Origin of the sequence: Maritimibacter harenae (assembly GCF_009882975.1) — a bacterium.
Classification (GTDB): domain Bacteria; phylum Pseudomonadota; class Alphaproteobacteria; order Rhodobacterales; family Rhodobacteraceae; genus Maritimibacter; species Maritimibacter harenae.
Map to the genome: position 1 here is coordinate 453,539 of NZ_WTUX01000010.1, position 24,255 is coordinate 477,793.

A 24,255-nucleotide genomic window follows, 5' to 3' on the forward strand; every position below is an offset into this window, starting at 1 on the left:
GGCTTGAACGCGTTAGATGGGTCGGGGGCCGATACATTGTCAATGGCGCTTGGGTCCGGGACCGGAGCGAAAGGGTCAGGCGCGGCGCGCGATCATGCCGCCGGGCGCCCGTTCGATCCGCCCGTCGAGCTCCAGCGTCGTGAGCTCCGAGGCGACCGCGCCGGTGGGCAGATCGAGGTCGCGCACGAGCTGGTCTTCGGACACAGGCGAGGGACCCAGCCGGTCGAGGATCTGCTGATGCAGCGCCACGGTATCGGACAGGGTGCGTGTCTCGGGCGTCGGGGCGGGAATGTCCATCGGAAGGGCCGGATGATCGGTCGCCTCGCCGTCGGGGCCGACCTCTTCGGGCGCCGGGGCAAGCCCGTCCAGGACGTCCTGCGCCCCGCGCACCAGCGTCGCCCCGTCGCGCACCAGCCGGTTGCAGCCGGCCGCGCGGGCGTCGAACGGGTGTCCGGGCACTGCGAAAACCTCGCGTCCCTGCTCGAGAGCCTGTTCGGCGGTGATGAGCGAGCCGGACTTGCCCGCCGCCTCCACGACGACGATGGCGCGCGCGAGCCCCGAGATGATCCGGTTGCGGCGCGGGAAATGGCGCGCCTGCGGGGCAAGCCCCATCGGCGCTTCCGACAGGCGCAGCCCGCCCCGGACGATCTCCTCGCCCAGCACCGTGTTCTCGGACGGGTAGACCACGTCGACCCCGCCCGCCATGACCGCGATGGTCCCGGTGGGCAGCGCGGCGGTGTGGGCCGCGGTGTCGATCCCGCGGGCGAGCCCGGAGACCACGACCTGTCCCGCCTGCCCGAGATCGGTGGCCAGCCGGCGCGCCATCCGTGTGCCGAGCGACGATGCATTGCGGGCCCCCACGATGGCGACCGCGGGCGCGTGCAACAGAGCGACGTTCCCCATCGCCCAGAGGATCGGCGGCGGGTCCGGAATCTGGGACAGGAGCGGCGGATACGCCGCCTCGCCGAAGCACAGCATCCGCGCGCCGCAGGTCTCGGCCCAGGCCATTTCCTGTTCCACCACCGCCAGCGGGCAGACCTCGTAATCGTCCACCCCGGCCGCCTTGGCGACCCCGGGGAGCGCCTCGAGCGCGGCGGGGGCGGTATCGTGTTCGCCCAGCAGGCGGAAGAACGTGCTCACGCCGACGCGGCGTGAACGCAAGAGACGAAGCCAGGCGACCCTGTCTTCCGCACTTGGGGGAGGGGTGAGGGTGTGAAGGGAAGGGAGTGTATCCACGGGTCCACCTGATTCCGTCTCTTGCCCGCCCAACCTGCGACACACTGGTTAATGCGCCGTTACCAACACCGCACGGTCAACGGACCGCCCGCCCCTTCATCGTTCAGGAAATACTTCAGGAGGTCTGGAGGACTGGTCCTCCAGAGGCGGCGCAGCCGCCTGCCGCCGCGCCGGGCCATGCCCGGCGCAAGCGCTGGGTCGCACTCAGCTCGCCTGGCTGCCCCCCACGGTCAGCCCGCCGATCATCAGCGTCGGCTGGCCCACGCCCACCGGCACCCATTGCCCGGCCTTGCCGCAATTGCCGATGCCGGGATCGAGCGCCATGTCGTTGCCGACCGCGCGGATCTGCTTCATCGCCTTGGGCCCGTCACCGATCAGCGTCGCACCCTTCACCGGCGCGCCGATCTTGCCGTCCTTCACGCGGTAGGCCTCGGTGCAGGAAAAGACGAACTTGCCGTTGGTGATGTCCACCTGGCCACCGCCGAAGCCCACGGCGTAGATGCCGTCCTTGAGGTCCGCCACGATCTCTTCGGGCGACGCGTCGCCGCCTTCCATGATCGTGTTGGTCATGCGCGGCATGGGCGCATGGGCATAGCTTTCGCGCCGGCCGTTGCCGGTCGCCTCGACCCCCATGAGGCGGGCGTTCTGGCGGTCCTGCATGTAGCCCACCAGCACCCCGTCCTCGATCAGCACGGTGCGCGAGGAGGGCGTGCCCTCGTCGTCCACGGTGATGGAGCCGCGCCGGTCGGGGAGCGAACCGTCGTCGACCACGGTCACGCCCTTGGCGGCGACCTGCTGGCCGATCAGGCCGGAGAAGGCGCTCGAACCCTTGCGGTTGAAGTCGCCCTCGAGCCCGTGGCCCACCGCCTCGTGCAGCAGGATGCCGGGCCAGCCGTTGCCGAGGACCACGTCCATCTGGCCCGCGGGCGCAGCTTCGGCCTCGAGATTGACCAGCGCGATGCGCAGCGCCTCGTCGACGCTGGCCTTCCAATGCTCGGGCCGGATCAGCGCCGCCAGCCCCGCGCGTCCGCCGCCGCCGTGGCTGCCGCTTTCGCGCCGGCCGTCCTTCTCGACGATCACGCTCACGTTGACGCGGCTCATCGGGCGGGTGTCCGATACCATCGTGCCATCGGGGCGCAGGATCACGACTTCTTGCAGGCTCGCCGCGATCGTGGCCGACACCTGGACCACCCGGCTGTCGCGTCCACGGGCGTATGCGTCAATTTCGCGCAGGGTCTCGACCTTCACCGGGAACTCGGCGTCCGCCATCGGGTCGGCATCCGTGTAGAGCCGGCGGTTCGTGGCGGCCGGGCCGTCGGCCAGCGTGCCGCCGCCCGCGCCCACGGCGAGGCGGGCGGTTTCGGCCGCGCGGGTCAGCGCGGCTTCCGAGATGTCGGTGGAATGGGCGTAGCCGGCGGTCTCGCCGCGAACCGCCCGCAAACCAAAGCCTTCCGAGGCATCGTAGCTCGCGTTGCGCAGCCGCCCGTCGTCGAAGACGAGCGCCTCGGAGCGGCGTCGTTCGAGGAACAATTCGCCGTCATCGGCCCCGTCGGTTGCGGCGCGCAGGGTCTTCAGCGCGCGGGCGTCATCGAGCTGGTCGGCGAAGGGGCGGAACGGCGTCTGGTCGGTCATGTGGTCCTTTTCTGCCTGCCATGATCTGCATCAAAAGCGTGCGAGAACGCGTCTGTATGCGACGGAATGAAGCAGGATTTATCTTGTCCGATACCCCCTAATATGGTTTGAGACGCGCGGGAGACAACGGGATTCCCGCCGCGCGTGCGGTAAACCCGGAATTGTGGCGCGAAGGACCGCGTCGAGACAGGAAGATAGGGATGCAAAGAATGACCAAGACCCTGCGGCCTCTGGCCTATCTGGCGGCACTCTTCACGGGCTTCGCGGCCCGGGCCCAGGATGTGGGCCAGGACCTTGAGGTCATCGGCAAGCCCACCCCGGGCGGCATGTCGTTTCAGCCGGCGGCAACCGACATTTCGCAGGCGACTTTCGGCCTCGACAACCTGCTGCACATCATCTCCATCGTGATCGCGGTCTTCGTGGCCCTGCTGATCGTGTGGGTGATCGTCCGCTACAACAAGGCGGCCAACAAGACGCCGGGTACCTTCACCCACAACACCGGGGTGGAAATCGCCTGGACGCTGGTGCCGATCCTGATCCTCGTCTTCATCGGCGCGCAGTCGCTGCCGGTGCTGTTCAAGCAGCAGGAGATCCCGGAAGGCGACGTGGTCATCAAGGTCACCGGCTACCAGTGGTACTGGGGCTATGAATACGTGGACGAGGACTTCCAGTTCTCCAGCTTCATGCTGGGCGAGGACGAGCTCGAGGAAAACGGCTACAGCCAAGACCTCTACAAGCTCGCCACCGACACCGCCGTCGTCGTGCCCACCGGCCAGAAGGTCGTGATGCAGGTCACCGGCGCCGACGTGATCCACTCCTGGACCATTCCCGCCTTCGGCGTGAAGCAGGACGCCGTGCCGGGTCGCCTGGCCGAGCTGTGGTTCACCGTGGAGCCGGGCATGGAAGGCGTCTACTTCGGCCAGTGTTCCGAGCTCTGCGGCAAGGACCACGCCTACATGCCGATCACGGTGAAAGCCGTGACGCCGGAAGATTACGAAGCCTGGCTCGAGGGCGCCCGCGAGGAATACGCCGGCATCCCGGCCTCCGTGAAAGTGGCCTCGGCCGAGTAAGGCCGAGAGGGCAGGGGCCGCACGTCGGCCCCCGCACCCCGGCCCGAGGCCGGCGTGCCGTCCGAGGTAAGACATCATGACCGACACGAGCATTCTCGATCAGGACCGCGACGCGGGTTTCGGCGATTACGTCGCCCTGCTCAAGCCGCGCGTGATGTCCCTCGTCGTGTTCACCGCCTTCGTCGGGCTGCTCGTGGCGCCCGGTGGGATCAATCCCTTCGTGGGCCTCTGCGCGATCCTCTTCATCGCGGTGGGCGGGGGCGCTTCTGGCGCGCTCAACATGTGGTGGGACGCGGACATCGACGCGAAGATGCGTCGCACGCAGGGCCGTCCGATCCCGACCGGGCGGGTGCGCCCGGAAGAAGCGCTGGGACTCGGCGTGGCGCTCACCGGTTTCTCGGTTGTCATGCTGTTCCTCGCGACCAACTGGGTCGCGGGCGGGCTCCTGGCCTTCACCATCTTCTTCTACGTCGTGATCTACACGATGTGGCTCAAGCGCTGGACGCCGCAGAACATCGTCATCGGCGGCGCCGCGGGCGCCTTTCCCCCGATGATCGGCTGGGCGGCCGTCACCGGCGACATCACGATTGAATCGATCCTGATGTTCGCGCTGACCTTCGCCTGGACGCCGCCGCATTTCTGGTCGCTCGCGCTCTTCGTGAAGAGCGACTACGCCAAGGCCGACGTGCCAATGCTGACCGTGACCCACGGACGGCGCGCCACGCGCAATCACATCCTGGCCTACACGATCGTGCTGGCCGGTGTGGCGCTGGGCCTGGGCCTCACGTCGATCGGCGGGCCGGCCTACATGGCCGTGGCCGCGGTGCTCAACCTCTGGTTCATCAAGGGCGCGATCTCGATCTGGCGCCGGACGGACGCGGACAGCGACGCCGACAGCCACCTCGTCGAACGCAAGTTCTTCAAGTTCTCGCTGTTCTACCTGTTCATCCACTTCGGGATGCTGCTGGTCGAACATTCGCTCGCCCCCTACGGGCTGGGAGGCTGGTAATGGACAAGATCCGCGCCACGCACGAACTGCATCAACGCCGCCTGTCACGCAATGTCGGGCTGGGCATCGTGCTCGTGCTCTTCATCGGCATCGTGTACGGCCTGACGATCGCCAAGGTGGGGACCGACCCCAATGACGAGCTTGGCGCCGAATGGGCCGCTGGACAGGAAAGGGCTGCGAAATGAGTGAACGCTCGACTGCGAAGTCCGCCCTCATGCTCGTGGGCGTCGTCGTCTTCATGGGGGGCATGGCCTGGGCGGCCGTGCCGTTCTACGACTGGTTCTGCCGCGTCACCGGCTTCGGCGGGACCACGAACGCGGCCGAGGCGGGCTCGGACGTGATCCTCGACAAGACCATCAAGGTCCGCTTCGACGGTTCGATCGAGCGCGACTTCCCGTGGGAGTTCAAGCCGGTCCAGCGCGAGATGGAAGTCAAGCTGGGCGAGACCGGGCTGGCTTTCTACGAGGCGACCAACACCGCCGACCGCCCGGTCGCGGGCACGGCGAGCTACAACGTCGCGCCCTATTCAGCGGGTGGCTACTTTACCAAGATCGACTGCTTCTGCTTCGAATTGCAGGTGCTCGAACCCGGCGAAAGCGTGATGATGCCCGTCACCTTCTACGTCGATCCAGAAATCACCGAGGACCGTGATGCCAAGTTTGCCAAGGTGATCACGCTCTCGTATACCTTCCACGAAACGGATCTGCCCGAGGAATACGCCGCGCTCGACACGGCCGCTTCCGACGAGACGGATCAAAACTAACCCAGGGATGCAAAAGATGGCCCACGCCAAGAACCACGACTACCACATCCTGCCCCCTTCGATTAACCCGCTGCTCGCATCGGTCGGGGCGTTCGTCATGCTCTTCGGGGCCGTGAAATGGATGCATGCCAGCGGCCCGTGGATCTTCCTCGTGGGTCTGCTGCTCGTCCTCTACACCATGTTCTCGTGGTGGTCGGACGTGGTGGACGAGGGCCAGACGGGCGATCACACCCCGGTGGTGCGCATCGGCCTCAAGTACGGCTTCATCCTGTTCATCATGTCGGAAGTGATGTTCTTCGTGGCGTGGTTCTGGAGCTTCTTCAAGCACGCCATGTACCCGATGGGCCCCGAAAGCCCGGCCCGTGACGGCGTCTGGCCGCCGGCGGGGATCGAGACCTTCGATCCCTGGCACCTGCCGCTGATGAACACGCTGATCCTCCTGCTGTCGGGCGCCGCGGCGACCTGGGCGCACCACGCGCTTGTGCACGAGAACAACCGCAAGGACATGAAGACCGGCCTGACCATCGCGATCCTGCTGGGCCTGCTGTTCACCTTCTTCCAGGCCTACGAATACTCGCACGCCGCTTTCGGCCTGTCGGGCAACATCTATGGCGCCAACTTCTTCATGGCGACGGGCTTCCACGGCTTCCACGTGATCATCGGGACGATCTTCCTGTTCGTCTGCCTGATGCGCGCCTACGCGGGCCACTTCACGCAGGAGCAACACGTGGGCTTCGAGGCGGCCGCCTGGTACTGGCACTTCGTGGACGTCGTGTGGCTGTTCCTGTTCGCCGCCGTCTACATCTGGGGCGGCTGATCCCGGCGCAGACCTGAGTTTCGACGGGCGGGGGCAACCCCGCCCGTTTTCGTTTCAGCAAGGCCCCCGCGAGAGCGCTGGAGGCCGCCGGGCCGAGGTGATATTTCCCCGCCATGTTCAAACAGATCCTCACCGCCGTTCTGCTCGTCGCCGGTCTTGCGACCTTCGTGTCGCTGGGCGTCTGGCAGCTTCAGCGCCTGGAGTGGAAGCAGGGGGTGCTTGACGAGATCGAGGCACAGATCGCAGGCGCGGCCGAACCTCTGCCGGATGACCCGACGCCGGAGGCAGACCGCTACCGCCCGGTGGAGATCACCGGGACGATGGAGCCCGGAGAGCTGCATGTTCTTGTCTCCTCGCGCGATTTCGGCGCCGGCTTCCGCATCATCGCACCGTTCACGACCCCGGATGGGCGACGCATCCTTGTCGATCGCGGCTTCGTGCTGAACGAGGACAAGGAAACCGAGCGCACGACCGGCCCGATGACCATCGAGGGCAACCTGCACTGGCCCGAGGAGCGCGATTCCTTCACGCCGGAGGACGAACCCGGGGGCAACTGGTGGTATGCGCGCGACGTGGCGAAGATGGCCGCGGCGCTGGACACCGAACCGGTGCTGGTCATTGCGCGCAGCCTCAACGATCCGGGCGTGAAGCCGATGCCGGTGACGACCGAGGGCATCCCGAACGACCACCTCGAATACGCGATGACGTGGTTTCTGTTCGCGATCACGTGGGTGGTGATGACAGGCTTCGCGCTTTGGCGTATACGGCGGCGGAACCAGATACAGGCAAGCTGACCCTTGACGCGCACGACGCCCAACCTGCAGGGATTTTTCGCCGGGACGGCGTCCCGTGCCCGCCCCCGCATGGACACCGGGCGCGAGCTGTGCGTCATGGAGTCCGGGGCAGGGGGCCAGACGGTCGCCGGCGTCCGGAGGTACAAGGATACGAGTGCATGAAATACGTCTCGACGCGCGGCACCGCGCCTGAATTGAGCTTCGAAGAGGCGATGCTGACGGGCCTGGCCCGGGACGGCGGACTCTACGTCCCTGCCGAGGTGCCGACCCTGAGCCGCGACGACATCGCGAGCCTGGCGGGCCAGAGCTATGAACAGGTCGCCTTCACCGTGATGCGCCCGTTCATCGGCGAGGAGTTCAGCGACCGCGAGCTTTCAGCCTGCATCCGCCACGCCTACGCGGGCTTCGGCCACGCGGTGCGCGCGCCGCTGGTGCAGCTGGGCGCGAACCACTTCCTGCTCGAGCTGTTCCACGGCCCCACACTCGCGTTCAAGGATTTCGCGATGCAGCTGATCGGTCAGCTGTTCCAGGCCGCCCTCGAGAAGCGGGGCCAGAAGGTCACCATCGTCGGTGCGACCTCGGGCGACACCGGGTCGGCGGCGATCGAGGCGTTCCGCGGGCTCGACAATGTCGACGTGTTCATCCTGTTCCCCGACGGCCGCGTCTCGGACGTGCAGCGCCGCCAGATGACCACGCCGGTCGAGGGCAACGTCCACGCGCTGGCCGTCGATGGCGACTTCGACGACTGCCAGGCGCGGCTCAAGGACATGTTCAACCATTTCGAGTTCCGCGACGCCGTGGGGCTGGCCGGCGTGAACTCGATCAACTGGGCACGGGTGCTGGCGCAGGTCGTCTACTACTTCACCTCCGCCGTGGCGCTGGGTGCGCCGCATCGCGAGGTCTCGTTCACCGTCCCCACCGGCAATTTCGGCGATATCTTCGCGGGCTACATCGCCAAGCAGATGGGCCTGCCGATCCGCGATCTCGTGATCGCCACGAACCAGAACGACATTCTCCACCGGACGCTGGAGACGGGCGCATACACGAAGGCCGGGGTCACCCCGTCGATCAGCCCGTCGATGGACATCCAGGTGTCCTCGAACTTCGAACGCGCGCTCTTCGACGCCTACGGGCGCGACGGCGCGGTCGTGGCCGAACAGATGGCCGAGCTCGCCGGTGGCGGTTTCACGATCAGCCAGGGCGCCATCGACTTCCTGCGCGGCGTGTTCAAGTCCGGCCGTGCCTCGGAACACGAGACGATGGAAACGATCAAGGAGACCTGGGAGGCGACGGGCGAAGTGATCTGTCCCCACACCGCGGTCGGCGTGAAGGTCGCGAACGAGCACCTCTCGGACGTGCCGATGATCACGCTGGCGACGGCGCACCCGGCCAAGTTCCCCGACGCCGTCAAGAAGGCCTGCGGGCGCGACGCGGCTCTGCCGCCACGCATGTCGGACCTGTTCGACCGTGAAGAGCGCGTCACCCGCGTGCCCAACGACCTGACCGCGCTGGAAACCCTCATCTTGAACGAGCGCCGCGCATGACCATTCGCTACGACACCCTTCCCAACGGCTTCCGCGTCGTGACCGAGCACATGCCGGGCCTCGAGAGCGCGAGCCTGGGCGTCTGGATCACCGCGGGCGGCCGCCACGAGCGGATCGAGCAGAACGGGATCGCGCATTTCCTCGAGCACATGGCGTTCAAGGGCACGAAGACGCGCTCCGCCCTGCGCATCGCCGAGGAAATCGAGGACGTGGGCGGCTACCTCAACGCCTACACCGGCCGCGAGGTCACGGCGTACTACGCGCGCGTCCTGAAGGAGGACGTCGGGCTCGCCATCGACGTGATCTCGGACATCCTGATGAACCCGGTCTTCGATGAAAGCGAGATCGAGGTGGAGCGCGGCGTGATCCTGCAGGAGATCGGCCAGGCGCTCGACACCCCCGACGACGTGATCTTCGACTGGCTGCAGGAGGTGGCTTACCCGGGCCAGGCGATCGGTCGCCCGATCCTGGGCCCGGCCGAACGCGTTCAGGATTTCTCCCGCCGCGACCTCGAAGGGTTCGTGGACGAGCATTACGGGCCGGACCGGATGATCCTGGCCGCTGCCGGCGCGGTCGATCACGACGAGATCATGCGCCTGGCCGAGAAGGCGTTCGGCGGCCTGTCGCGCCCCTCCCGGACCGAATTCCAGGCGGCCGGTTTCGTGGGCGGCGAACGGCGCGAGACCCGCACGCTCGAGCAGGTGCACTTCACCCTGGGGCTGGAAGGGCCGGGATACCGCGACGAAAGCATCTACACCGCGCAGGTCTATGCCAACGCGCTCGGGGGCGGCATGTCCTCGCGCCTGTTCCAGGAAGCGCGCGAGAAGCGCGGGCTGTGCTACACCATTTTCGCCCAGGCAGGGGCGTGGTCGGACACCGGGCTGATCACGATCTACGCCGGCACATCGGCGGGCGAGATCGGCGGACTGGCCGAGCTGACCATCGACGAGCTGCGCCGGGCGACCAGCGACATGACGCCGGCGGAAGTCGACCGGGCGCGCGCGCAGATGAAGGCCGGCATGCTCATGGGCATGGAAAGCGCCTCGGCGCGGGCCGAACGGCTGGCGCGGCAGGTGGCGATCTGGAATCGGGTCGTGCCGCTTGAGGAGACCGTCGCGCGGCTGGACGCGGTGACGCTGGACGGGGTGCGCGACTTCGCCACCCGCATCGCCGCCGATCCGCACATGGCCGTCGCGCTTTACGGGCCCGCGGAGGGCGCCCCCGGTCACGCGGCCCTGTCCGAAAGGCTCGCCGCGTAATGTTGAGACGCCCGCGCAAGGTTCGTATCGAAACCGAACGGCTGACCTTGCGCCCGTTGACCCATGGCGACTTCAACGCCTGGTCAAGCCTGCGCGCCGAGAGCCGCGACTTCCTGGCCCCGTGGGAGCCGACCTGGGCGACCGACCACCTGACGCGCAAGGGGTTCACGAACAGGGTCTACTGGGTCAACCGCTCGGTGGCCCAGGGGTCAGCGCTGCCGCTTCTGATCGTGCGGCGCGCGGACAACACGCTGGTGGGGGCGATCACGCTGGACAATATCCGCCGCGGTCCCGCGCAATCGGCGACCTGCGGCTACTGGATCGGCCAGCGCCATGCCCGCCACGGCTACATGCGCGAGGCGCTCTCGGCCGTGGTCGATCATGCGTTCATCGAGATGGACCTGTCGCGGCTGGAGGCCGGCTGTCTGCCGGAGAACGCGCCGTCGCGCGGGGTGCTCGAGAAATGCGGCTTCAAGTACGAAGGGGTCGCGCAGAGTTATCTCCAGATCAACGGACGCTGGCGCAACCACGTGCTGTACGCGGCGCTGCGTTCGGATCGGCGCGGGCGGACCGATACCGGCTGAGCACGGCTGAAAAGCTTTGGATTTCCGTCGGTTGACGGGTGGGGGCTTGGCGAGTCCCGGCTTCACCGGAAAACCGGAAAACCGGAAAACCGGAAAACCGGAAAACCGGAAAAGTGAAATTTTGCCGGAACGGGCAGGGTGGGGTGGTCGCCCCAGGATCTCTCAGCCCCGCAGGCGCTCCAGCGCGATCCCGGCCACGTCTGCCGCGACCGCCTCGGGCGTGCGATCGCCGTCGACGACGACGCAGCGGTCGGGTTCGGCCGCGGCAAGTTCCAGGAACCCCGTGCGCATCCGCGCTTGCAGATCCGTCCCGAAATCCTCGAACCGTTCCTCGCTGCCCTGCCGGCCCTTGGCCCGCGCATGGCCTGTCGCCGGATCCATGTCGATGATGAAGGTCAGGTCCGGTTCGCGCCCGATCATCAGCTCGTGCAGGTCATCGACGATCTGGCGCAGCCCGGGGCCACGCAGGCCCTGGTACATCCGGGTGCTGTCGGCGAAACGGTCGCAGACCACGATGCGCCCCGCGGCAAGCGACGGGTCGATTAGGCGCTCCAGGTGGTCGCGCCGTGCCGCGGTGAAAAGCAGGATCTCGGTCTCGGCCGACCAGCGGTCCGGGTCCCCTTCGAGCACGAGGCGCCGGATCTCTTCCGCCCCCGGCGAGCCTCCCGGTTCGCGGGTCGCCACGACGTCGAAGCCGTCCTTGTCCAGCCGCTCGGCCAACATTCGCGCCTGCGTCGACTTGCCTGAGCCGTCGATGCCCTCGAAGGTCAGAAACAGCCCCGCCATCCGGTTCAGTTCACCGCCGGGGCGTCCGCCCCGTCGTCCGCGTCCGCCCCGCCGGCAAGCATGCGCGCACGTTCGAACACCTGTCCTGCGGCGGCCGTGAAGCGGGGCAGGAAGCCCGCCTTGCCCACGTCGCTGGCTGCCATGAGCGGCACGGTCGTGTCGTTCAGACCGGGGCGGCTGATCGTGAAGCGGGCCAGCTCGGTGCCCGCCGCGATCGGCGCTTCCAGGGGCCCGGTCCAGGTCACTTCCCCCCGGATCCCCTCACGCGAGGTCACGGGCATCAGGAGCGAGATGTCCTCGGCCGGCACAAGCCCCACCGTGTCGGCGTCGCCAAGCCAGACGGGGGCCTCGGCGATCACCTCTCCGGCCTCGGCGGCCTTGCGCATGACGAACTGCCGGAAGGCGAAGTTCACGATCGCCGCCGATTCCGTCTTGCGCGCTTCCTGGCTGTCGAGCCCGGTGACCACGAAGACCACGCGGCGCTCGCCCTGCTTGGCCGAACCCACGAGCCCGTAGCCCGCCTCCTGTGTGTGACCGGTCTTGAGCCCGTCCGCGCCGATCCCCATCGGCAGCAGCGGGTTGCGGTTGAACCGGTTGTCCGGGGCGCGGCCGTCGAAGGGGAACTCGGTCATCCCGAAATAGGTGTAGTATTCCGGGAATTCCTCGATTAGCCGGGTCGCGAGGATCGCAAGATCGTGTGCGCTCATGCGCTGGTCCGGGTCGGGCCAGCCGGAGGCATTGCCGAAGGTGGAATTCTCCATTCCCAGCGCCTTGGCCCGCTCCGTCATCATGCGCGCGAAGGCGTCCTCGGTCCCGCCCAGCCCCTCGGCCACCACCACGCAGGCGTCGTTGCCCGAGAGCACGATGATCCCCTTGATGAGCTGCTCGACCGTGGGCCGGTCCTGGGTGTTGAGGAACATGGTCGATCCGCCCATGTCCATCGCCCGCTGGCTCACGTTGAAGCGCGTGTCGAGCGTGACGCGCCCGTCCTCGAGCGCCTCGAACAGCATGTTGAGCGTCATCAGCTTCGACATCGAGGCCGGCGGCAGAGGCACGTCGGCGTTCTTTTCCAGCAGGACCGTATCCGTGGTGATGTCCACCACGTAGGCCGACCCGGCCTGGGTTTCGAAGGCGATGGCGGGAAGGGCGATGAGCCCGGCGATCAGGGTGGCGATCAGGCGGGGCAAGACGTGGCGGCGTCGCATGAAGGTCCTCGTCTGGCCCGGGTCGCCCCGGGCGCTGTCAGTGGGTCACGTAATAGGCGTCGGTGAAGCCCAGTTCCTTGATCTTTTTTAAGAGCTGGGCGCGCTCGGCGCTGGTCGGGGCAGGTCCGACGATGACTCGCCAGAAATCCTTGCCGTTCATCTTACCCGGCTTGATCGTGGGCACCATCCCCGCGCGCCGCAGGCTCTCGGAGGTGTTATTGGCGTTCCCCTGGACCGAGAAGATGCCGATCTGGATGTAGGGCTTCTCGAGCGAGGAGGCGGCCGGGCGCGGCGTCGCGGCCTGGGCGGTGCGGGCCGGTCGGGCGGGGGCCGCGGCTTCGGCCTCGTCGATGGCCGCTCCGGCGGCCGCGATCGGGTCAAGTGTTTCTTCCGCCACTTCTGGCGCGGCGGCGGCCGCCTGGGCGTCCGTCTCGGCTTCTGCCTCGGCCGGATCGTCCGCGCTCACCTCTTCGCGGCGCAGGGCCGTCACGTTCAGCTCGGCCGGCTTGCCCGCCAGCATCCCGAGCGCCTCGGCCGCGTCGGACGAGACCTGGAGCTGCGGCCCGGGCTGCGAGCGTTCGGGGCGGTAGAGCACGCCCACGACGAAATTCTCGTTCTCCGTGTTGCGGATGATCACCCGCTCGGGCTCCTTGGCCTCGGGGTGGGCGACCCAGACGCCACCAAGGCTCGGCCGGCCGTCCCAGAGCCCCCGATCGGTGACCTGGAACACCTCGGGCGCCTCGACATCCCGCTCGACCGTGCGCGTGGAGCGCGCCGTCGCGGTGGTTTCGCCATCCGGTGAGGATTGCAGGAAGCCCGGCATGTCCCCGTCTTCGCAGGCGGACAGCATAAGCAGCCCGCACAGCCCGATGACCAGCCGTCCTGTCGCGCGATGTCGCATTGGTATCTTGCCCCTGATTGCGGCTCCCGGCCGCGCTGCCCGCCTCGCGCCTATGTCGCGCGTTCGGGGCGAGTGTAACCGCTCGCCCGGGTCAAGAAAAGCCTGTCGCTCGATTTGCGCGGGTTCCCGCGGCTCGGCGTCCGGACGACCGCCGGCCCGTGACCCTCGAGGGCCGGAACCACAGGCCTGGAGCGCAAGCACGCGTCCTCCCTTCCAGAATCGCACGCGCCGGGCTATCGCATGCATCTGCCGGAGGAGTGGCAGAGTGGTCGAATGCACCGGTCTTGAAAACCGGCGTGCGTGAGAGCGTACCGTGGGTTCGAATCCCACCTCCTCCGCCAAATCAATCTCAATCCCCCTTTCAAAACATAGGCATGTCTTTACCGCGCTGGGCATTCGTGCTCAATGTGCTACACATTTTGCTACACATTTTGCTACACACGAGGGGAAAATGATCATCTTGAGGGGCAAGACCTGGTGGCTCCGACGCCGCGTGCCGAAGCAGTATCAGGGGGTCGCGGACAGCCGCGAGGTGTGGGTCAGCCTGAAGACCGATTCGGAGAAGGTCGCGCGCCGGAAGGCCGAGGCGGTCTGGACAGAGCGCGTCGCCGGATGGGAGGCCGCGATGGGCGGAGACTTCGAGAGAGCCGAGTTGCGCTGGTCGCGCGCCCGGGAGGCGGCGCGCTCGATGGGGCTGCAATTCATCCCGTCGCGCGAGGTCGCAGAGCTGCCGGTCGAGGACATCCTTGCGCGCGCCGAGATCGCGAAGAAGGGCAAGAAGGAAGCCGACGCCGCGCTGGGCGTTGCTCCTGCGCCGCGCCTGAAGCTCGCTGACGCGCTGGACATCTACTGGAAGGTCTCGGACGACAAGACGGTCACGAAGACGCCTGACCAGCTCCGCCGCTGGCGCAACCCGCGCATCAGGGCGATGAAGCGCCTGGTCGATGTCGTGGGCGACAAGTATCTCGACGAGCTGTCTCGCGACGACATGCTCGACTACCGCGCGCACCTCGTCGGCCGAGTGCAGGCCGGGGAGATCAGCGCCTCGACAGCGAACAAGGAAATCACCCACGCCACGTCCGTGCTCAACCGGGTGAACGAGATGCAGCGCCTCGAGCTGAGCCTCCCGACGAAGGGCCTCAGCGTGAAGGCCGGCAAGAAGAAGACCCGCGCGCCTTTCTCGGTCGAGTGGATTAGGGACAAGCTGCTTGCCCCCGGCGCGCTGGACGGGCTGAACCAGCAGGCCAGAGAGATTTTCCTGATGATGGTGAACACGGGCGCCAGGCCGTCAGAGATCGCCGGGATCAAGGTGGTTCACCTCGATCTGGATGGGGACATCCCGTTGGTCTGGTTTGCCGCGGATGGCCGCGAGCTGAAGAACTACCATTCCGAGCGCAAGGTGCCTCTGGCCGGGGTGTCCCTGGACGCCGCCCGGTCTGCGCTCGCTCGGGCGAAGAAGACCGGCGGAGACCTCGTCTTCCCGACCTACTTCGGGAAGGACAAGATCAGCGACACGGTGAACAAGTATCTGCGCGAGAACAGGCTGAAGGAGCACGACGGCACGACCTTCTATTCGCTCAGGCATGCCTTCGAGGACCGCATGATCCACGCAGGGGTGCTGGACCGCGTGCGGCGCGACATCTTCGGCCATGCGCTTCAGGAGGAGCGCTACGGATACGGTGGTGGTGATGAGGTGAGGTATGAGGCGGTGAAGCGGGTCGCACTCTAGGCGCGACGCCGCTCGCGACGGTTAGTCCGCTTTTCCGCCAGCTCGAGCTCTTGATACAGCCGCTCGATGATTGGCTGGTAAAGCTTTGCCTCTGAGCTAACATTCTCTGCCAGATCCTCTAATGCATCGAGTGCGCCATTGATGCGCTGGAGAAACGATTGGGGGTCATTCAATGGGCTGTAACTCCAAAAAAGTTCCTAGATCGAGTTCTCCCTAGCGGTCTGACGCCATCATACATTTCACTAGGCGCTTAGTGCCAAATCTCGTAGCGGCTCCAATGGTCGGCCCTGTTGTCCTTGTGGACCATGTGTCGGTCCATTGGTGTGTGATTGGCTCGGCATGCTACGGGTTTTTCCTCCCAGGGGAGCGCCCAGGGTCGATATAGTGCCAACGTTGTTGCCGCCTTCTTGCCCATGGCATTTCTTGGATTGAGGCGTGGGCAGAAAAGGTGGGCGCCTTGACGACGCTCTAAACGGAGTCAGCTCCATATCCGTGGTCTCGCCTTCCTCGAATTGCAGGAACGCTGGCGCCGGGAATTCAGCGCCGAGAGTCGTCTTGCCGCGGCCGGGCATGCCGTAGAACAGGCAGCGGGGCGGGTTGGTTGCGCGGACCTTCTTCAGATTTCCGAGTGTGAGTGCCATGTGCGTCGTCTCTTGCATTCCAATAATGCCAATATGGCATAATAAATTGCGCGGTGTCAACGTGGCTATTCGAACCGGAATTTTATAGAAAAAATATTTTTTATGATGACAAAACCGGCAGTATTTGACGGCAAGTCGAAACAGCATATTATGGCATGAATAGCATAGACCCGATGGAGGTTGACAAATGAGCAGAAGTTGAGATTTATATGAAAGAAAGGACGAACCCATGAGCAACAACATCAGCATCATCCGCGAGCAGCGTGGTCTGTCGCAATCCGAACTGGCGCGTCGCATCGGCGTCACACCTTCCACCGTCAGCCGCATCGAGGGCGGGGCGCGCAAGCTTACGCAGGATTACCTGATGCGCTTCGCGCGCGCCTTGAACTGCGCACCTGGCGAACTCGTCGATCAGCCGACCGGCAATCTCGACCGCGCCGCCCTAATCCCGGTCGTGGGCATGTGTGCCAGGAATGCGTGGCGGGTGCCGGACCTCGCCGAACCCACCGAAACAATCCCCGTGATCCCATCCCAAGACCTCGCGCAGCTCGATCACGCCGCCTATGAGGTCGTCGATGACCACGCCGCCGAGCTGGTGGGGGAGGGTGGTTACGTCATCACGGTGCCCGTAACAGGCATCCGCACAAAACCACTGCACGGCGACTGGCTCGTGATCCGCTCGCGCGAGGGCAAAATGGAGCGCTACTCCGTCGCGAAAGCCCGCGTGGATCAGCGCGGTGCGTGGGTCACGCTCGATGGCGATGACGTCGAGGTGAACATGGACAACTGGAACGTCGGCATCGTCGTCGCCACATACCTCCCCTTGCGCCGGGGGTAACTCATGGAAATGCCAAGCCAGCAACGGCCCCGCGCAATGGTGTGCGGGGTCTTTTGATTCCAGCACGGTGTTGTGCTGATGTCAGTAACGACTGACAATGCAAGTTGTTGAAAAGTAGGAATATTATAGCCTGTCAGTGATTGTCAGAGTATTTCCTTGACCTTCTCGCTTCGCGTTGCCAAATTGGCAAGCATTCCGAGCAAGACTCGGCGCAAGGCACATACAGGAGATAACATGAACACCTTTTCCACATACGCGAAGCGCTACCTTGAGGCCGGCTACAGCCCGATCCCGATCATGCCTGGCACCAAGCGTCCGGGCTTCCTGCGCGCTGGGCAGAATGGCGGCTTCCCGCGCTGGCAGCAATTCTGCGAAGCCCAGATGGGTGCGGACCAGGTGCATGACCTGGGCCTCGACCATATCGAAGCGGGCATCGGTCTCGCGCTAGGCTACAACAACGTGGTCGCGATCGACATCGACATCGAGGACGACATCATCCGCCCGGTCATCGACCAGATCGTGCCGGAGTCGCCGTTCGTGAAGCGCGGCGCCAAGGGCTTCACCGCGTTCTTCCGCACCGAGAATCCGATGCGTGCGCAGAAATTCAAGCTTCGGTTCGCGGAGGACGGCTCCCTTGAGCGCGAGAACGGCAAGCCCCAGCCCGTCGTGGAAATCCTCGCCCACGGCTCCCAGACGGTCATCCCGCCCACCATCCACCCGACCGCGAACCAGCCCTACGTCTGGCTCGACGAGGACGAGGGCATCCTGTCCATGTGCCCCGCCCACATGCTTCCCGTCCTACCCGAAGACTTCCCGGCGCGCATGGCCGACGCTCTGCGCGTCTACGGTCACGATGAGTCTGCCCGGCGCTACAAGACCGGCGATTACGAGAAGTCGAGTGGCGAGTCTCGCGTTCTCGAGTTCATGCGCGAAATGAACGAAGAAGCGCTCGCCAGCCTGGACATGTGGGTGCCGCACCTCCACCGCGTCGAGATCGACCCGCAGCACCACGGTGAGGGATACCGGATCATCGCGAGCTGGCGTGGCGGCGACGGCTACAACATCGGCATCCACCCGTCGGGCATTCAGGACTTCACCGGGAAGGACGGCAACAACGGCGGCATGACGGCGATCGACATCGTCGTGCTGATGAACGAGCTTCCGCCGGCCGATGCGTCGTCGTGGCTGTTCGACCACCTCAACCCCGGCCTGGATGAAGTGATTGACGACTTCGTGGAGCGCCTTGGCCGCGAGACCGAGGAGCGCCGGCAGCGTGAGCAGGAGGAGTGGGACAAGGTTCGCGCGCAGATGATGGAGGACCACATCAGAGAGCAGCGTGACGAGGCCGAGCGCCGCAGGGTCGAGGCCGAGCTGGAAGCCCAGCGTCAAGCCGAGCTGCGGCGCCAAGAGGAGGAGGACCGCCGCGCGATCGAGCAGGCCGAGGCCAAGCGCGCCGCGCACGCCGAGGTCCTGGCCGCCGCCCAGCGCCAAGCCGAGCTGGAAGCGTTCGACGAGGTCGAGGCCGAGAACATCCAGCAGGAGGTCAAGTCGAGCCTCGATATGTTCATCGAGTCCATGCGTTCGGCAGAGACCAGCCTGACCATGCCGGACGTGATCGACGCCTCGACGGGTATGTTCCGGGACATCGTGGAATACCTCAACAGCACGTCGGACCGCCCCTCGGACGTCGTGTCGTCTGTGGCCGCGCTGGGCGTCATCGCATCGCTGTTCGGCCGCCGTTACGGCTCCGTGCGCCGGGGCGGGCTGAACACCGGCCTGACCCATCCGAACCCCATGCTCATCGCGACCGCCGACTCCGGCTACGGCAAGACGTCCACGATGGAGACGGCGATGAAGCTCTACCGGGCAGGCGTCATGCAGGCGTTCGACGATCCAGACGTGCGCGACGCTCTCGTGGTCGAGGTCGAGAACGAGGAAACTGGCGACATGGAGCGCAAGGACGGCACCGAGCACATGATCGGTCAGGTTCTTGCCGTCATGACGGAGGTTGACTTCAAATCCAAGGGCGGAATCTTGAACTGGCTTCGGGCGCGCCCTCTGACCACGGTGATCGTCGACGAATTCGCGGACGTCATGTCGGCCATCGTCACGAACAAGAGCGCCCCGTCGTCGTCGGACAACGCGCGCCTGTTCAAGCTCCTGACGGGCGCTGCGGACGACAAGATGACCGCCATCGCCTATGCGGACAAGAACCGGAACATGGCGGACGTCATCAAGCCTCACGTAGCCGTCTGCGCGCTATCTACGCCCAGCGCATTCAAGACGAGCGTGCCGGAGAAGCTGTTCACCGACGGCTTCATGGGTCGTTTCGTGCTGCTTCAGGAAACCGAGGAAAAGCCCCTGCGTGACGAGATCATCGAGCGCACGGACCTGCGCCAGAAGATCATCGCTCAGATTGCGGCTGTCGTGAAGGACCGCCTGATGGACAAGGAAGACCTGCTCTGCGACGGGGGATATACGGGGTCCGAGACCGAGCCGCGCTTCGTGCACGTCTACCGGACCCCGGAGGCCGAGACCGCCCTGAAGGCGTATCGCCTCAAATTCGACGAGCTGCGGGCGCAGGCAGAGAGGGCGGAGAACCCGATTGCGGCCTACTGGAACCGCGCACTTGAGCACGTCCAGCGTCTCGCCCTCATGCACGCGCTGGGCAGGGATTGGCGTCGCCCGGTCGTCACGGAGGTCGATCTCGAGTTCGCACGCCGCATGGTTCTGATCTCCGCCGCCGAGGTCGATAAGTTGATGGAGGCAAGCGCACCGGAATCGCCTCAGAGGAAGCTCACGAACCGTGCCGTAAAGAAGATCGCGAAAGAGGGTGGAGAGGTGGAATTCAGGACTCTCTATCGCTCCCTGTCGATCTCGAAGGCGGAGGCCATGCAGCTCATGATCGAGCTCCAACAAGAGGGTATCGCCACGCTTCACCAGCGCAACGGCAAGGAGTTTTGCACGCTCATCCAGAAACCGTAGACGCCCAGCGCTGGGCACCCGAGAATCGACGAAGGCTCGCCTCTCCGGCGGGCCTTTTTCGTGCCCAGGTGAGGGGGCCTGGCAGGCGGTCTGCGGGCGGTCATGACGGCCTTGCGGCGGTCCTGCGGCGGTCAATTTCATGCTGCAATGCAGCGAGAATGCACCGTCAGTCGGCGCGCTTTAGGTCAGGGATGCTGTCTTATCTGAGGTTGATCCTAAACCTGAGTGAAATAGTATGTAACAGTAAATAACATAGTGAAAGAGTCAGGAATTTACCTGAGCGAAATTGTCATGTATCAATCTATCACGCTGGCGTGAGTTCTCGTGATGAGATCGAGAGCGGTGCCTGATGGTCTTGGCCGACAGGCCGAGCCGTCGAATATCGGCTTTCTGACAGGTATTTGGTATTAAAAACAGGCAGTTAGAAAATCTGTCAGATTGTCAGTTGTCAGCAGTTCTAGTCAGCATACACACAAACACACAAACAAACACACACACACACACACACAATATATATAAATATTAAAGAATAAGAATATAAGAATCGCGTTATTGTATGTGTGTGTGTGCGCGCGTATGTGCGCTGACTAGAACTGCTGACAACTGACAGGCTGACAGAGCTGACGTCTATTTCGCTGCAATGCAGAAACTCGATCCTCTTGCCGTTGGCACTGGGCTGTGCCATGCCGACACCGGAAGGAGGCACGACGATGCACAACCCGGAGATCGCAGAAGCTCTGGAACGACTGGCGCAGCAGCGGGCCGAGCTGGATGCCGAGCTGGATGCCCAGCGCGAAGCCGAGGCGCGGGTCCGTGCCAAGTGGCAGGCTGAGGGGGAGGGCGTTGCGGCCAAGCAGCTTTTCGACGCGCAGACCCAGATCGACCCGAACAACGATCCCCGGAAGCTGACCTGGTGGCGCGGGTTCGAGCATCTGGTCCCGCCGAGCGACGATCCGGTCGAGCAGCTACGGGTGGCGTCCGAGTCGCTCGCCGCAGCGCTGGGCGGGTTCGACGTTGCCCTCCGGGGCGCAAATCCCGAGACCGAGCGGAACTGGCACCGGGCGGCGGACGGGTTTCGCAACGCCAGACCGGCGGCGCGGCCCCTGTGGGCGAAGCTGATGCTGGCCGGGCTTGTGGCGATCTGGGACGAATATCGGGGTCGACAAGCCGCTGGAAAGCCGCTCAGAGCCGCTGTGCTGCCCGCTGAGCGCCGTCATGGGGTCTCCGAGGGTCAGGACACCCGAGAACCCCAAGATGGCGCTGAGAGGCGCTCTCAGCCGCTCTACAGCCCAATCGCCTCGATCGAGGAGGCCGAGGCCGACTTCGATGCCAGGCAGGCGGAGGTCCGGGCGGCGCTGGAAGGGATCGGGATGCGATACGAGCCGCCTACGCCGGAGCGCCGCCGCGAGCTGATCGGGATGGCCTTCGCGCTAGACCGGGCGGCGCGGGACGCGGCGGGTCTCGATGAGGATTTTCTCGAAGACGAAAATTAGCGCTTGCCGCCGCCGGATGCTTTGCCAGAATGGCAATATGAGCAAGAAAAGCCTATACCTCGAATCCACCCACCAAGCCTGCGTGATCCGTGGGCTTCGTCGCTTGGAGCGCTACGGTTACGACCTGACCTGCGCTGGCGACATGAACGCCGGGAAGCGCGGGAGCCGCGCGGCGGCGGAGGCCGCGATCACTGGCCTGACGCCGGGAGAGCCGGACATACGCATCTACCTCGCCGGGGGGGCGCCTGATCTCCGTCGAGATGAAAACCGAAACCGGACGTCTCTCGAAGGAGCAGAAGGACCGGCACGCGCGGCTCAAGAAGCTTGGGTTTGAGGTCTACACGGTTCAGCACGAGCACCCGCTCGATACTGCGGAGGAAGTCGGCGAGATCATCGCCCCGATGCTCGGCGAGAAGCCGGCTATCTTTCGTGGGCACATGGCGATCGCGACGCAGGAAGTTTTGGAAGCAATCAAGGGGCAGAAACGCTGATGGCGTATGACGAAAAGGTGTCGTTCTTGGCGACGCACAACGCTGATCCGCCAGCGGTCGAGACGGTCGAGGATTTGCTGGTAAAGACCGCGCTGGTTGAACGGCACAGGATCATCACCTATCTCCGAACGAAGAAGCAGGGCGAGGCGGCGAAGCTCGTCGAGAACCTGCCCACTCCCGAGGTCAACATCGAGTAGAACCATTGGCTTGCTCATCCTGCGCGAAGCGCCGTGAAATGCTGAAGAAGGCCGCCGCCCAGGCTAAGGCCGGGCACACCCGCCAGGCGGCGCGCACCTCGATTGCCGTTGTGCGCTCCACCGCCCGGTCTGCCCGCGCCGCCGCGTTGTCCGCTGGCCGGGTTCGCCGTCGGTAATGGCGCCGCGCGCCACATTCTCGGTCAGTCACAATCTGCACGAGCTCCCTGCGGCGTTTCAGGACATGTCCAAGCATTCGCGGGATCGCGTTGTGCGGATGGGCATCAACGACACGCTTCGGAGGAACGAAAATAAGGTCGTTGACCGGATACAGGAGCGCGGCCAATGGTCCGATCCTGGGCACGTCAAGAAGCGCGTGAGTTCAATACTGGCCGGCACAAAGCTGGTCGGTAAAATCCGAGCTGAACAGAACCATTACAGCCTCGCGACGCGGTTCAGCGGCGTCTCGGACGGACATGCTGGCGGGAAGTTTCGATCTGCGAAGCCGTGGGGGCAGACTCGAAACTACAAGGGCTTCCTGGTTCGCGGAAAATACAACGATGCGTTGCTGCCCGCCGTTCGCACGGGTCGCGGCCGGAACGCCTTCAAGGTGATCTACGGCGCGAGCGTGGCGCGCGAGCTAGAGCGCGAAATGGAAGAACAGAACGGCCACCTGAAAACGACCTTGCAGCGCCAGATCGAGGCGAACATGGTGAAGCACGTTGGACTCGAGCAGCAGCGTATAAAGTCGCTCCACGGTCTCTAGGCGGCCAAGCGCCGCGCGAGGCTCTTGGACTCGTTGATGATGTTGAGCGTCCGCGCCTGCCGGAGCACGAGGTCGGCGCCGAAGTCGATCCCGCGCACGTTGACCCGGACAATCCTCGCCTTCCGCATACGAGACGATCCGATTGACGCCCGCCCGAAGTCGGAGTCGCGAATGTCGGCCTTGAAAAGATCGCACTCGCTAAGAGACACGCCGCGCGCATCCACGTCGCGCATCTGGATGCGGTTCATGTCGCTATTGAAGAACCAGACCTTTCGGATCGACTGGTCTTGAAGCAGCGCGCCACGCATCGAACATTCCGTGAAGATTGCGCCCGCCAGCTTGCACCGCGAGAAGGTCGCGCGATCCATGTTGCATCCACGGAAGTTGACTGCGCGCAGGTCCATGCCGGTGAAGTCCACGCCGCTCAGGTCGAGGTTCTCGAATTCCGCATGGTAGCCGCCCAGGGTTCGGATGAGATACGGTTTCTTCTCGTGGTGCTTCGACTTTTCGATGGTCGTCGTTGCGAGGTATCTGCGGAATTCTTCGGTCGTCATCTTCTTCATGTCGTGTCCTTTCCTGTTGTGGGTGTTGCTGCCCGATGATGCCATCATGGCATGATTCGCTCCAAGCGGTCAATCGGCCTCGATCGTTGCCCGTTTCCGGGTCAATTCTCGTTGTGACCCAGTGCGGGGTCAGGCGGCGTCTTGGCGCAGGATGATTGCGATCTGACGGCCGGTCTCGGTCAGGCCGTAAGGCGTTGTCGTGTCGGTCGCGTCGATCAGCGGATCGAGCGTCACGATTCCCTTGCTGAAAAGCCGCATCCCGATCTCGTTCCAGTCGCGGAGGGTGAGCCGCCCGGCCAGCGCATCGCAGTCGCGTTGGATCAGGTCGTTGATGGTGTCGCCGATGGTCATATCGTTACCTCGCATTCGCTGACGGTGATGGAGTCGGTCCAGCCGTTATCGAGCAGCTCGTCGTAAGCTTCTTCGAGGTCGCCGGGCATCGGGTCGTCGGTGTGGTCCATCACGCGCGCCCAGGCGTTCACGATGTATTCGCGCTTGATCTCCTCCGCCTCCTCGGCGCTCCCCACGGCGAACCCATCGGGCATCCCGCAATCGTCGTTGGTTGTTACGACCCAGACGGCGCGCCGGCGCGGGCGCTCGTGCCGCTGGATGAATTCGTCAAGATCGAAGCAGTCGACGGTGTGCCACTGGTATTCGTAGTGCTCCATGAGGCGTTGGACGTTCAGGTTCGAGTCCGCCGGGATTTCACCGGCCTCGATCCGGGCGTTGCAGTCGTCGCAGTAGCCGGTATCGCTCTCGCCCATGTCGTCGCCGCAGTGGTCGCACTCGTTGGATTCTTCGAGCAGGCATGCGGCCATTTCCAACCCGCACAGGCGCTCGGCCTCGTCGTGGTCCTTCGCCTCGACGATGGTGCCGAAGTCGCCCCCCTCGGGGTAGTCGTGCCAGTTGCGGGTGACGTAGGAGCGGCGGGTGGTTTCGGTGGTGTCGGTCATGT

Annotated in this window: 24 protein-coding genes and 1 tRNA gene; 17 read left to right on the forward strand and 8 right to left on the reverse strand. The window is 65.1% G+C overall.

The window, feature by feature from the left end; all coding sequences use genetic code 11:
• Positions 1-75: 75 nt before the first annotated feature.
• Together dprA and tldD are read right to left on the reverse strand one after the other, a co-directional pair.
• On the reverse strand, positions 76-1,236 hold the full coding sequence (dprA, locus tag GQE99_RS06445) for a DNA-processing protein DprA (protein WP_328794061.1): 1,161 nt from the start codon (positions 1,234-1,236) through the stop codon (positions 76-78).
• Between the two features lie 204 nt (positions 1,237-1,440).
• On the reverse strand, positions 1,441-2,868 hold the full coding sequence (gene tldD, locus GQE99_RS06450) for a metalloprotease TldD (protein ID WP_161350761.1): 1,428 nt from the start codon (positions 2,866-2,868) through the stop codon (positions 1,441-1,443).
• A 209-nt stretch (positions 2,869-3,077) separates the two neighbouring features.
• On the opposite strand from tldD, the gene coxB reads away from it, so the two are divergent.
• The 9 genes from coxB (at position 3,078) to GQE99_RS06495 (ending at position 10,708) form a co-directional block, all read left to right on the forward strand.
• Complete coding sequence (gene coxB / locus GQE99_RS06455) at positions 3,078-3,938, forward strand: cytochrome c oxidase subunit II (RefSeq protein WP_161350762.1); 861 nt, start codon at positions 3,078-3,080, stop codon at positions 3,936-3,938.
• A gap of 76 nt (positions 3,939-4,014) precedes the next feature.
• A complete protein-coding gene (cyoE, locus tag GQE99_RS06460) occupies positions 4,015-4,947 on the forward strand; it encodes a heme o synthase (protein WP_161350763.1) in 933 nt (310 codons plus the stop codon).
• Positions 4,947-5,132, forward strand: coding sequence for a hypothetical protein (locus GQE99_RS06465; RefSeq protein ID WP_161350764.1), 186 nt, complete (start codon positions 4,947-4,949; stop codon positions 5,130-5,132). Before cyoE ends, GQE99_RS06465 begins: the two co-directional genes overlap by 1 nt.
• Positions 5,129-5,710 carry a cytochrome c oxidase assembly protein gene (locus GQE99_RS06470; protein WP_161350765.1) on the forward strand — a complete coding sequence of 194 codons (582 nt, stop codon included), beginning with the start codon at positions 5,129-5,131 and terminating at the stop codon, positions 5,708-5,710. Before GQE99_RS06465 ends, GQE99_RS06470 begins: the two co-directional genes overlap by 4 nt.
• Before the next feature lie 16 nt (positions 5,711-5,726).
• Positions 5,727-6,527, forward strand: coding sequence for a cytochrome c oxidase subunit 3 (locus GQE99_RS06475; RefSeq protein WP_161350766.1), 801 nt, complete (start codon positions 5,727-5,729; stop codon positions 6,525-6,527).
• A gap of 113 nt (positions 6,528-6,640) precedes the next feature.
• Positions 6,641-7,321, forward strand: coding sequence for an SURF1 family protein (locus tag GQE99_RS06480; RefSeq protein ID WP_161350767.1), 681 nt, complete (start codon positions 6,641-6,643; stop codon positions 7,319-7,321).
• A gap of 158 nt (positions 7,322-7,479) precedes the next feature.
• The gene (thrC, locus tag GQE99_RS06485) at positions 7,480-8,865 is read left to right on the forward strand and encodes a threonine synthase (protein WP_161350768.1); all 1,386 of its coding nucleotides are present in this window, start codon (positions 7,480-7,482) and stop codon (positions 8,863-8,865) included.
• Positions 8,862-10,124 carry a M16 family metallopeptidase gene (locus GQE99_RS06490; RefSeq protein ID WP_161350769.1) on the forward strand — a complete coding sequence of 421 codons (1,263 nt, stop codon included), beginning with the start codon at positions 8,862-8,864 and terminating at the stop codon, positions 10,122-10,124. The genes thrC and GQE99_RS06490 overlap by 4 nt, the downstream gene beginning before the upstream one ends.
• Positions 10,124-10,708 (forward strand): GNAT family N-acetyltransferase, encoded by a 585-nt coding sequence (locus tag GQE99_RS06495; RefSeq protein ID WP_161350770.1) that lies wholly within the window; start codon positions 10,124-10,126, stop codon positions 10,706-10,708. The genes GQE99_RS06490 and GQE99_RS06495 overlap by 1 nt, the downstream gene beginning before the upstream one ends.
• Before the next feature lie 162 nt (positions 10,709-10,870).
• Here the strand turns inward: GQE99_RS06495 and tmk are convergent, their stop codons facing one another.
• The 3 genes from tmk to GQE99_RS06510 are packed head-to-tail and all read right to left on the reverse strand — an operon-like array spanning position 10,871 to position 13,600.
• Positions 10,871-11,494: a dTMP kinase gene (gene tmk / locus GQE99_RS06500; RefSeq protein ID WP_161350771.1), complete on the reverse strand. Its 624-nt coding sequence runs from the start codon at positions 11,492-11,494 to the stop codon at positions 10,871-10,873.
• Between the two features lie 5 nt (positions 11,495-11,499).
• Complete coding sequence (locus GQE99_RS06505) at positions 11,500-12,699, reverse strand: D-alanyl-D-alanine carboxypeptidase family protein (protein WP_161350772.1); 1,200 nt, start codon at positions 12,697-12,699, stop codon at positions 11,500-11,502.
• A gap of 37 nt (positions 12,700-12,736) precedes the next feature.
• On the reverse strand, positions 12,737-13,600 hold the full coding sequence (locus tag GQE99_RS06510) for an SPOR domain-containing protein (protein ID WP_161350773.1): 864 nt from the start codon (positions 13,598-13,600) through the stop codon (positions 12,737-12,739).
• A gap of 251 nt (positions 13,601-13,851) precedes the next feature.
• Here GQE99_RS06510 and GQE99_RS06515 point away from each other — a divergent pair.
• The 8 genes from GQE99_RS06515 (at position 13,852) to GQE99_RS06550 (ending at position 22,737) form a co-directional block, all read left to right on the forward strand.
• Positions 13,852-13,941 (forward strand) — tRNA-Ser (locus GQE99_RS06515).
• A gap of 110 nt (positions 13,942-14,051) precedes the next feature.
• On the forward strand, positions 14,052-15,329 hold the full coding sequence (locus tag GQE99_RS06520) for a tyrosine-type recombinase/integrase (protein WP_161350774.1): 1,278 nt from the start codon (positions 14,052-14,054) through the stop codon (positions 15,327-15,329).
• A gap of 870 nt (positions 15,330-16,199) precedes the next feature.
• Positions 16,200-16,808 carry a helix-turn-helix domain-containing protein gene (locus tag GQE99_RS06525; RefSeq protein ID WP_161350775.1) on the forward strand — a complete coding sequence of 203 codons (609 nt, stop codon included), beginning with the start codon at positions 16,200-16,202 and terminating at the stop codon, positions 16,806-16,808.
• 234 nt (positions 16,809-17,042) lie between these two features.
• On the forward strand, positions 17,043-19,793 hold the full coding sequence (locus tag GQE99_RS06530) for a bifunctional DNA primase/polymerase (protein WP_161350776.1): 2,751 nt from the start codon (positions 17,043-17,045) through the stop codon (positions 19,791-19,793).
• 710 nt (positions 19,794-20,503) lie between these two features.
• Positions 20,504-21,286, forward strand: a complete 783-nt coding sequence (locus GQE99_RS06535) for a hypothetical protein (RefSeq protein ID WP_161350777.1) — start codon at positions 20,504-20,506, stop codon at positions 21,284-21,286.
• A gap of 260 nt (positions 21,287-21,546) precedes the next feature.
• Positions 21,547-21,777 carry a hypothetical protein gene (locus GQE99_RS06540; RefSeq protein WP_161350778.1) on the forward strand — a complete coding sequence of 77 codons (231 nt, stop codon included), beginning with the start codon at positions 21,547-21,549 and terminating at the stop codon, positions 21,775-21,777.
• Positions 21,777-21,974 carry a hypothetical protein gene (locus tag GQE99_RS06545; RefSeq protein ID WP_161350779.1) on the forward strand — a complete coding sequence of 66 codons (198 nt, stop codon included), beginning with the start codon at positions 21,777-21,779 and terminating at the stop codon, positions 21,972-21,974. Before GQE99_RS06540 ends, GQE99_RS06545 begins: the two co-directional genes overlap by 1 nt.
• 175 nt (positions 21,975-22,149) lie before the next feature.
• The gene (locus GQE99_RS06550; protein ID WP_161350780.1) at positions 22,150-22,737 is read left to right on the forward strand and encodes a hypothetical protein; all 588 of its coding nucleotides are present in this window, start codon (positions 22,150-22,152) and stop codon (positions 22,735-22,737) included.
• On the opposite strand, the gene GQE99_RS06555 is transcribed toward GQE99_RS06550, so the two are convergent.
• The 3 genes from GQE99_RS06555 to GQE99_RS06565 all read right to left on the reverse strand — a co-directional run bounded on the left by GQE99_RS06555 (position 22,734) and on the right by GQE99_RS06565 (position 24,253).
• Positions 22,734-23,300, reverse strand: a complete 567-nt coding sequence (locus tag GQE99_RS06555) for a pentapeptide repeat-containing protein (RefSeq protein WP_161350781.1) — start codon at positions 23,298-23,300, stop codon at positions 22,734-22,736. The two genes, GQE99_RS06550 and GQE99_RS06555, sit on opposite strands and share 4 nt — an antisense overlap.
• A gap of 129 nt (positions 23,301-23,429) precedes the next feature.
• Entirely contained in the window at positions 23,430-23,651 is a 222-nt protein-coding gene (locus tag GQE99_RS06560) for a hypothetical protein (protein ID WP_161350782.1), read from the reverse strand.
• Complete coding sequence (locus GQE99_RS06565) at positions 23,648-24,253, reverse strand: hypothetical protein (protein WP_161350783.1); 606 nt, start codon at positions 24,251-24,253, stop codon at positions 23,648-23,650. Before GQE99_RS06565 ends, GQE99_RS06560 begins: the two co-directional genes overlap by 4 nt.
• Positions 24,254-24,255: the final 2 nt, after the last annotated feature.

Coding starts and splice junctions, on each gene's coding strand:
- GQE99_RS06525 (WP_161350775.1), top strand. CDS start 16,200: ATGAGCAACAACATCAGCATCATCCGCGAGCAGCGTGGTCTGTCGCAA.
- tldD (WP_161350761.1), bottom strand. CDS start 2,868: ATGACCGACCAGACGCCGTTCCGCCCCTTCGCCGACCAGCTCGATGAC.
- tmk (WP_161350771.1), bottom strand. CDS start 11,494: ATGGCGGGGCTGTTTCTGACCTTCGAGGGCATCGACGGCTCAGGCAAG.
- GQE99_RS06470 (WP_161350765.1), top strand. CDS start 5,129: ATGAGTGAACGCTCGACTGCGAAGTCCGCCCTCATGCTCGTGGGCGTC.
- GQE99_RS06510 (WP_161350773.1), bottom strand. CDS start 13,600: ATGCGACATCGCGCGACAGGACGGCTGGTCATCGGGCTGTGCGGGCTG.
- GQE99_RS06490 (WP_161350769.1), top strand. CDS start 8,862: ATGACCATTCGCTACGACACCCTTCCCAACGGCTTCCGCGTCGTGACC.
- cyoE (WP_161350763.1), top strand. CDS start 4,015: ATGACCGACACGAGCATTCTCGATCAGGACCGCGACGCGGGTTTCGGC.
- GQE99_RS06535 (WP_161350777.1), top strand. CDS start 20,504: ATGCACAACCCGGAGATCGCAGAAGCTCTGGAACGACTGGCGCAGCAG.
- thrC (WP_161350768.1), top strand. CDS start 7,480: ATGAAATACGTCTCGACGCGCGGCACCGCGCCTGAATTGAGCTTCGAA.
- GQE99_RS06520 (WP_161350774.1), top strand. CDS start 14,052: ATGATCATCTTGAGGGGCAAGACCTGGTGGCTCCGACGCCGCGTGCCG.
- GQE99_RS06480 (WP_161350767.1), top strand. CDS start 6,641: ATGTTCAAACAGATCCTCACCGCCGTTCTGCTCGTCGCCGGTCTTGCG.
- GQE99_RS06495 (WP_161350770.1), top strand. CDS start 10,124: ATGTTGAGACGCCCGCGCAAGGTTCGTATCGAAACCGAACGGCTGACC.
- GQE99_RS06550 (WP_161350780.1), top strand. CDS start 22,150: ATGGCGCCGCGCGCCACATTCTCGGTCAGTCACAATCTGCACGAGCTC.
- GQE99_RS06555 (WP_161350781.1), bottom strand. CDS start 23,300: ATGAAGAAGATGACGACCGAAGAATTCCGCAGATACCTCGCAACGACG.
- GQE99_RS06475 (WP_161350766.1), top strand. CDS start 5,727: ATGGCCCACGCCAAGAACCACGACTACCACATCCTGCCCCCTTCGATT.
- GQE99_RS06560 (WP_161350782.1), bottom strand. CDS start 23,651: ATGACCATCGGCGACACCATCAACGACCTGATCCAACGCGACTGCGAT.
- GQE99_RS06465 (WP_161350764.1), top strand. CDS start 4,947: ATGGACAAGATCCGCGCCACGCACGAACTGCATCAACGCCGCCTGTCA.
- GQE99_RS06540 (WP_161350778.1), top strand. CDS start 21,547: ATGAAAACCGAAACCGGACGTCTCTCGAAGGAGCAGAAGGACCGGCAC.
- GQE99_RS06530 (WP_161350776.1), top strand. CDS start 17,043: ATGAACACCTTTTCCACATACGCGAAGCGCTACCTTGAGGCCGGCTAC.
- coxB (WP_161350762.1), top strand. CDS start 3,078: ATGACCAAGACCCTGCGGCCTCTGGCCTATCTGGCGGCACTCTTCACG.
- GQE99_RS06545 (WP_161350779.1), top strand. CDS start 21,777: ATGGCGTATGACGAAAAGGTGTCGTTCTTGGCGACGCACAACGCTGAT.
- GQE99_RS06565 (WP_161350783.1), bottom strand. CDS start 24,253: ATGACCGACACCACCGAAACCACCCGCCGCTCCTACGTCACCCGCAAC.
- GQE99_RS06505 (WP_161350772.1), bottom strand. CDS start 12,699: ATGCGACGCCGCCACGTCTTGCCCCGCCTGATCGCCACCCTGATCGCC.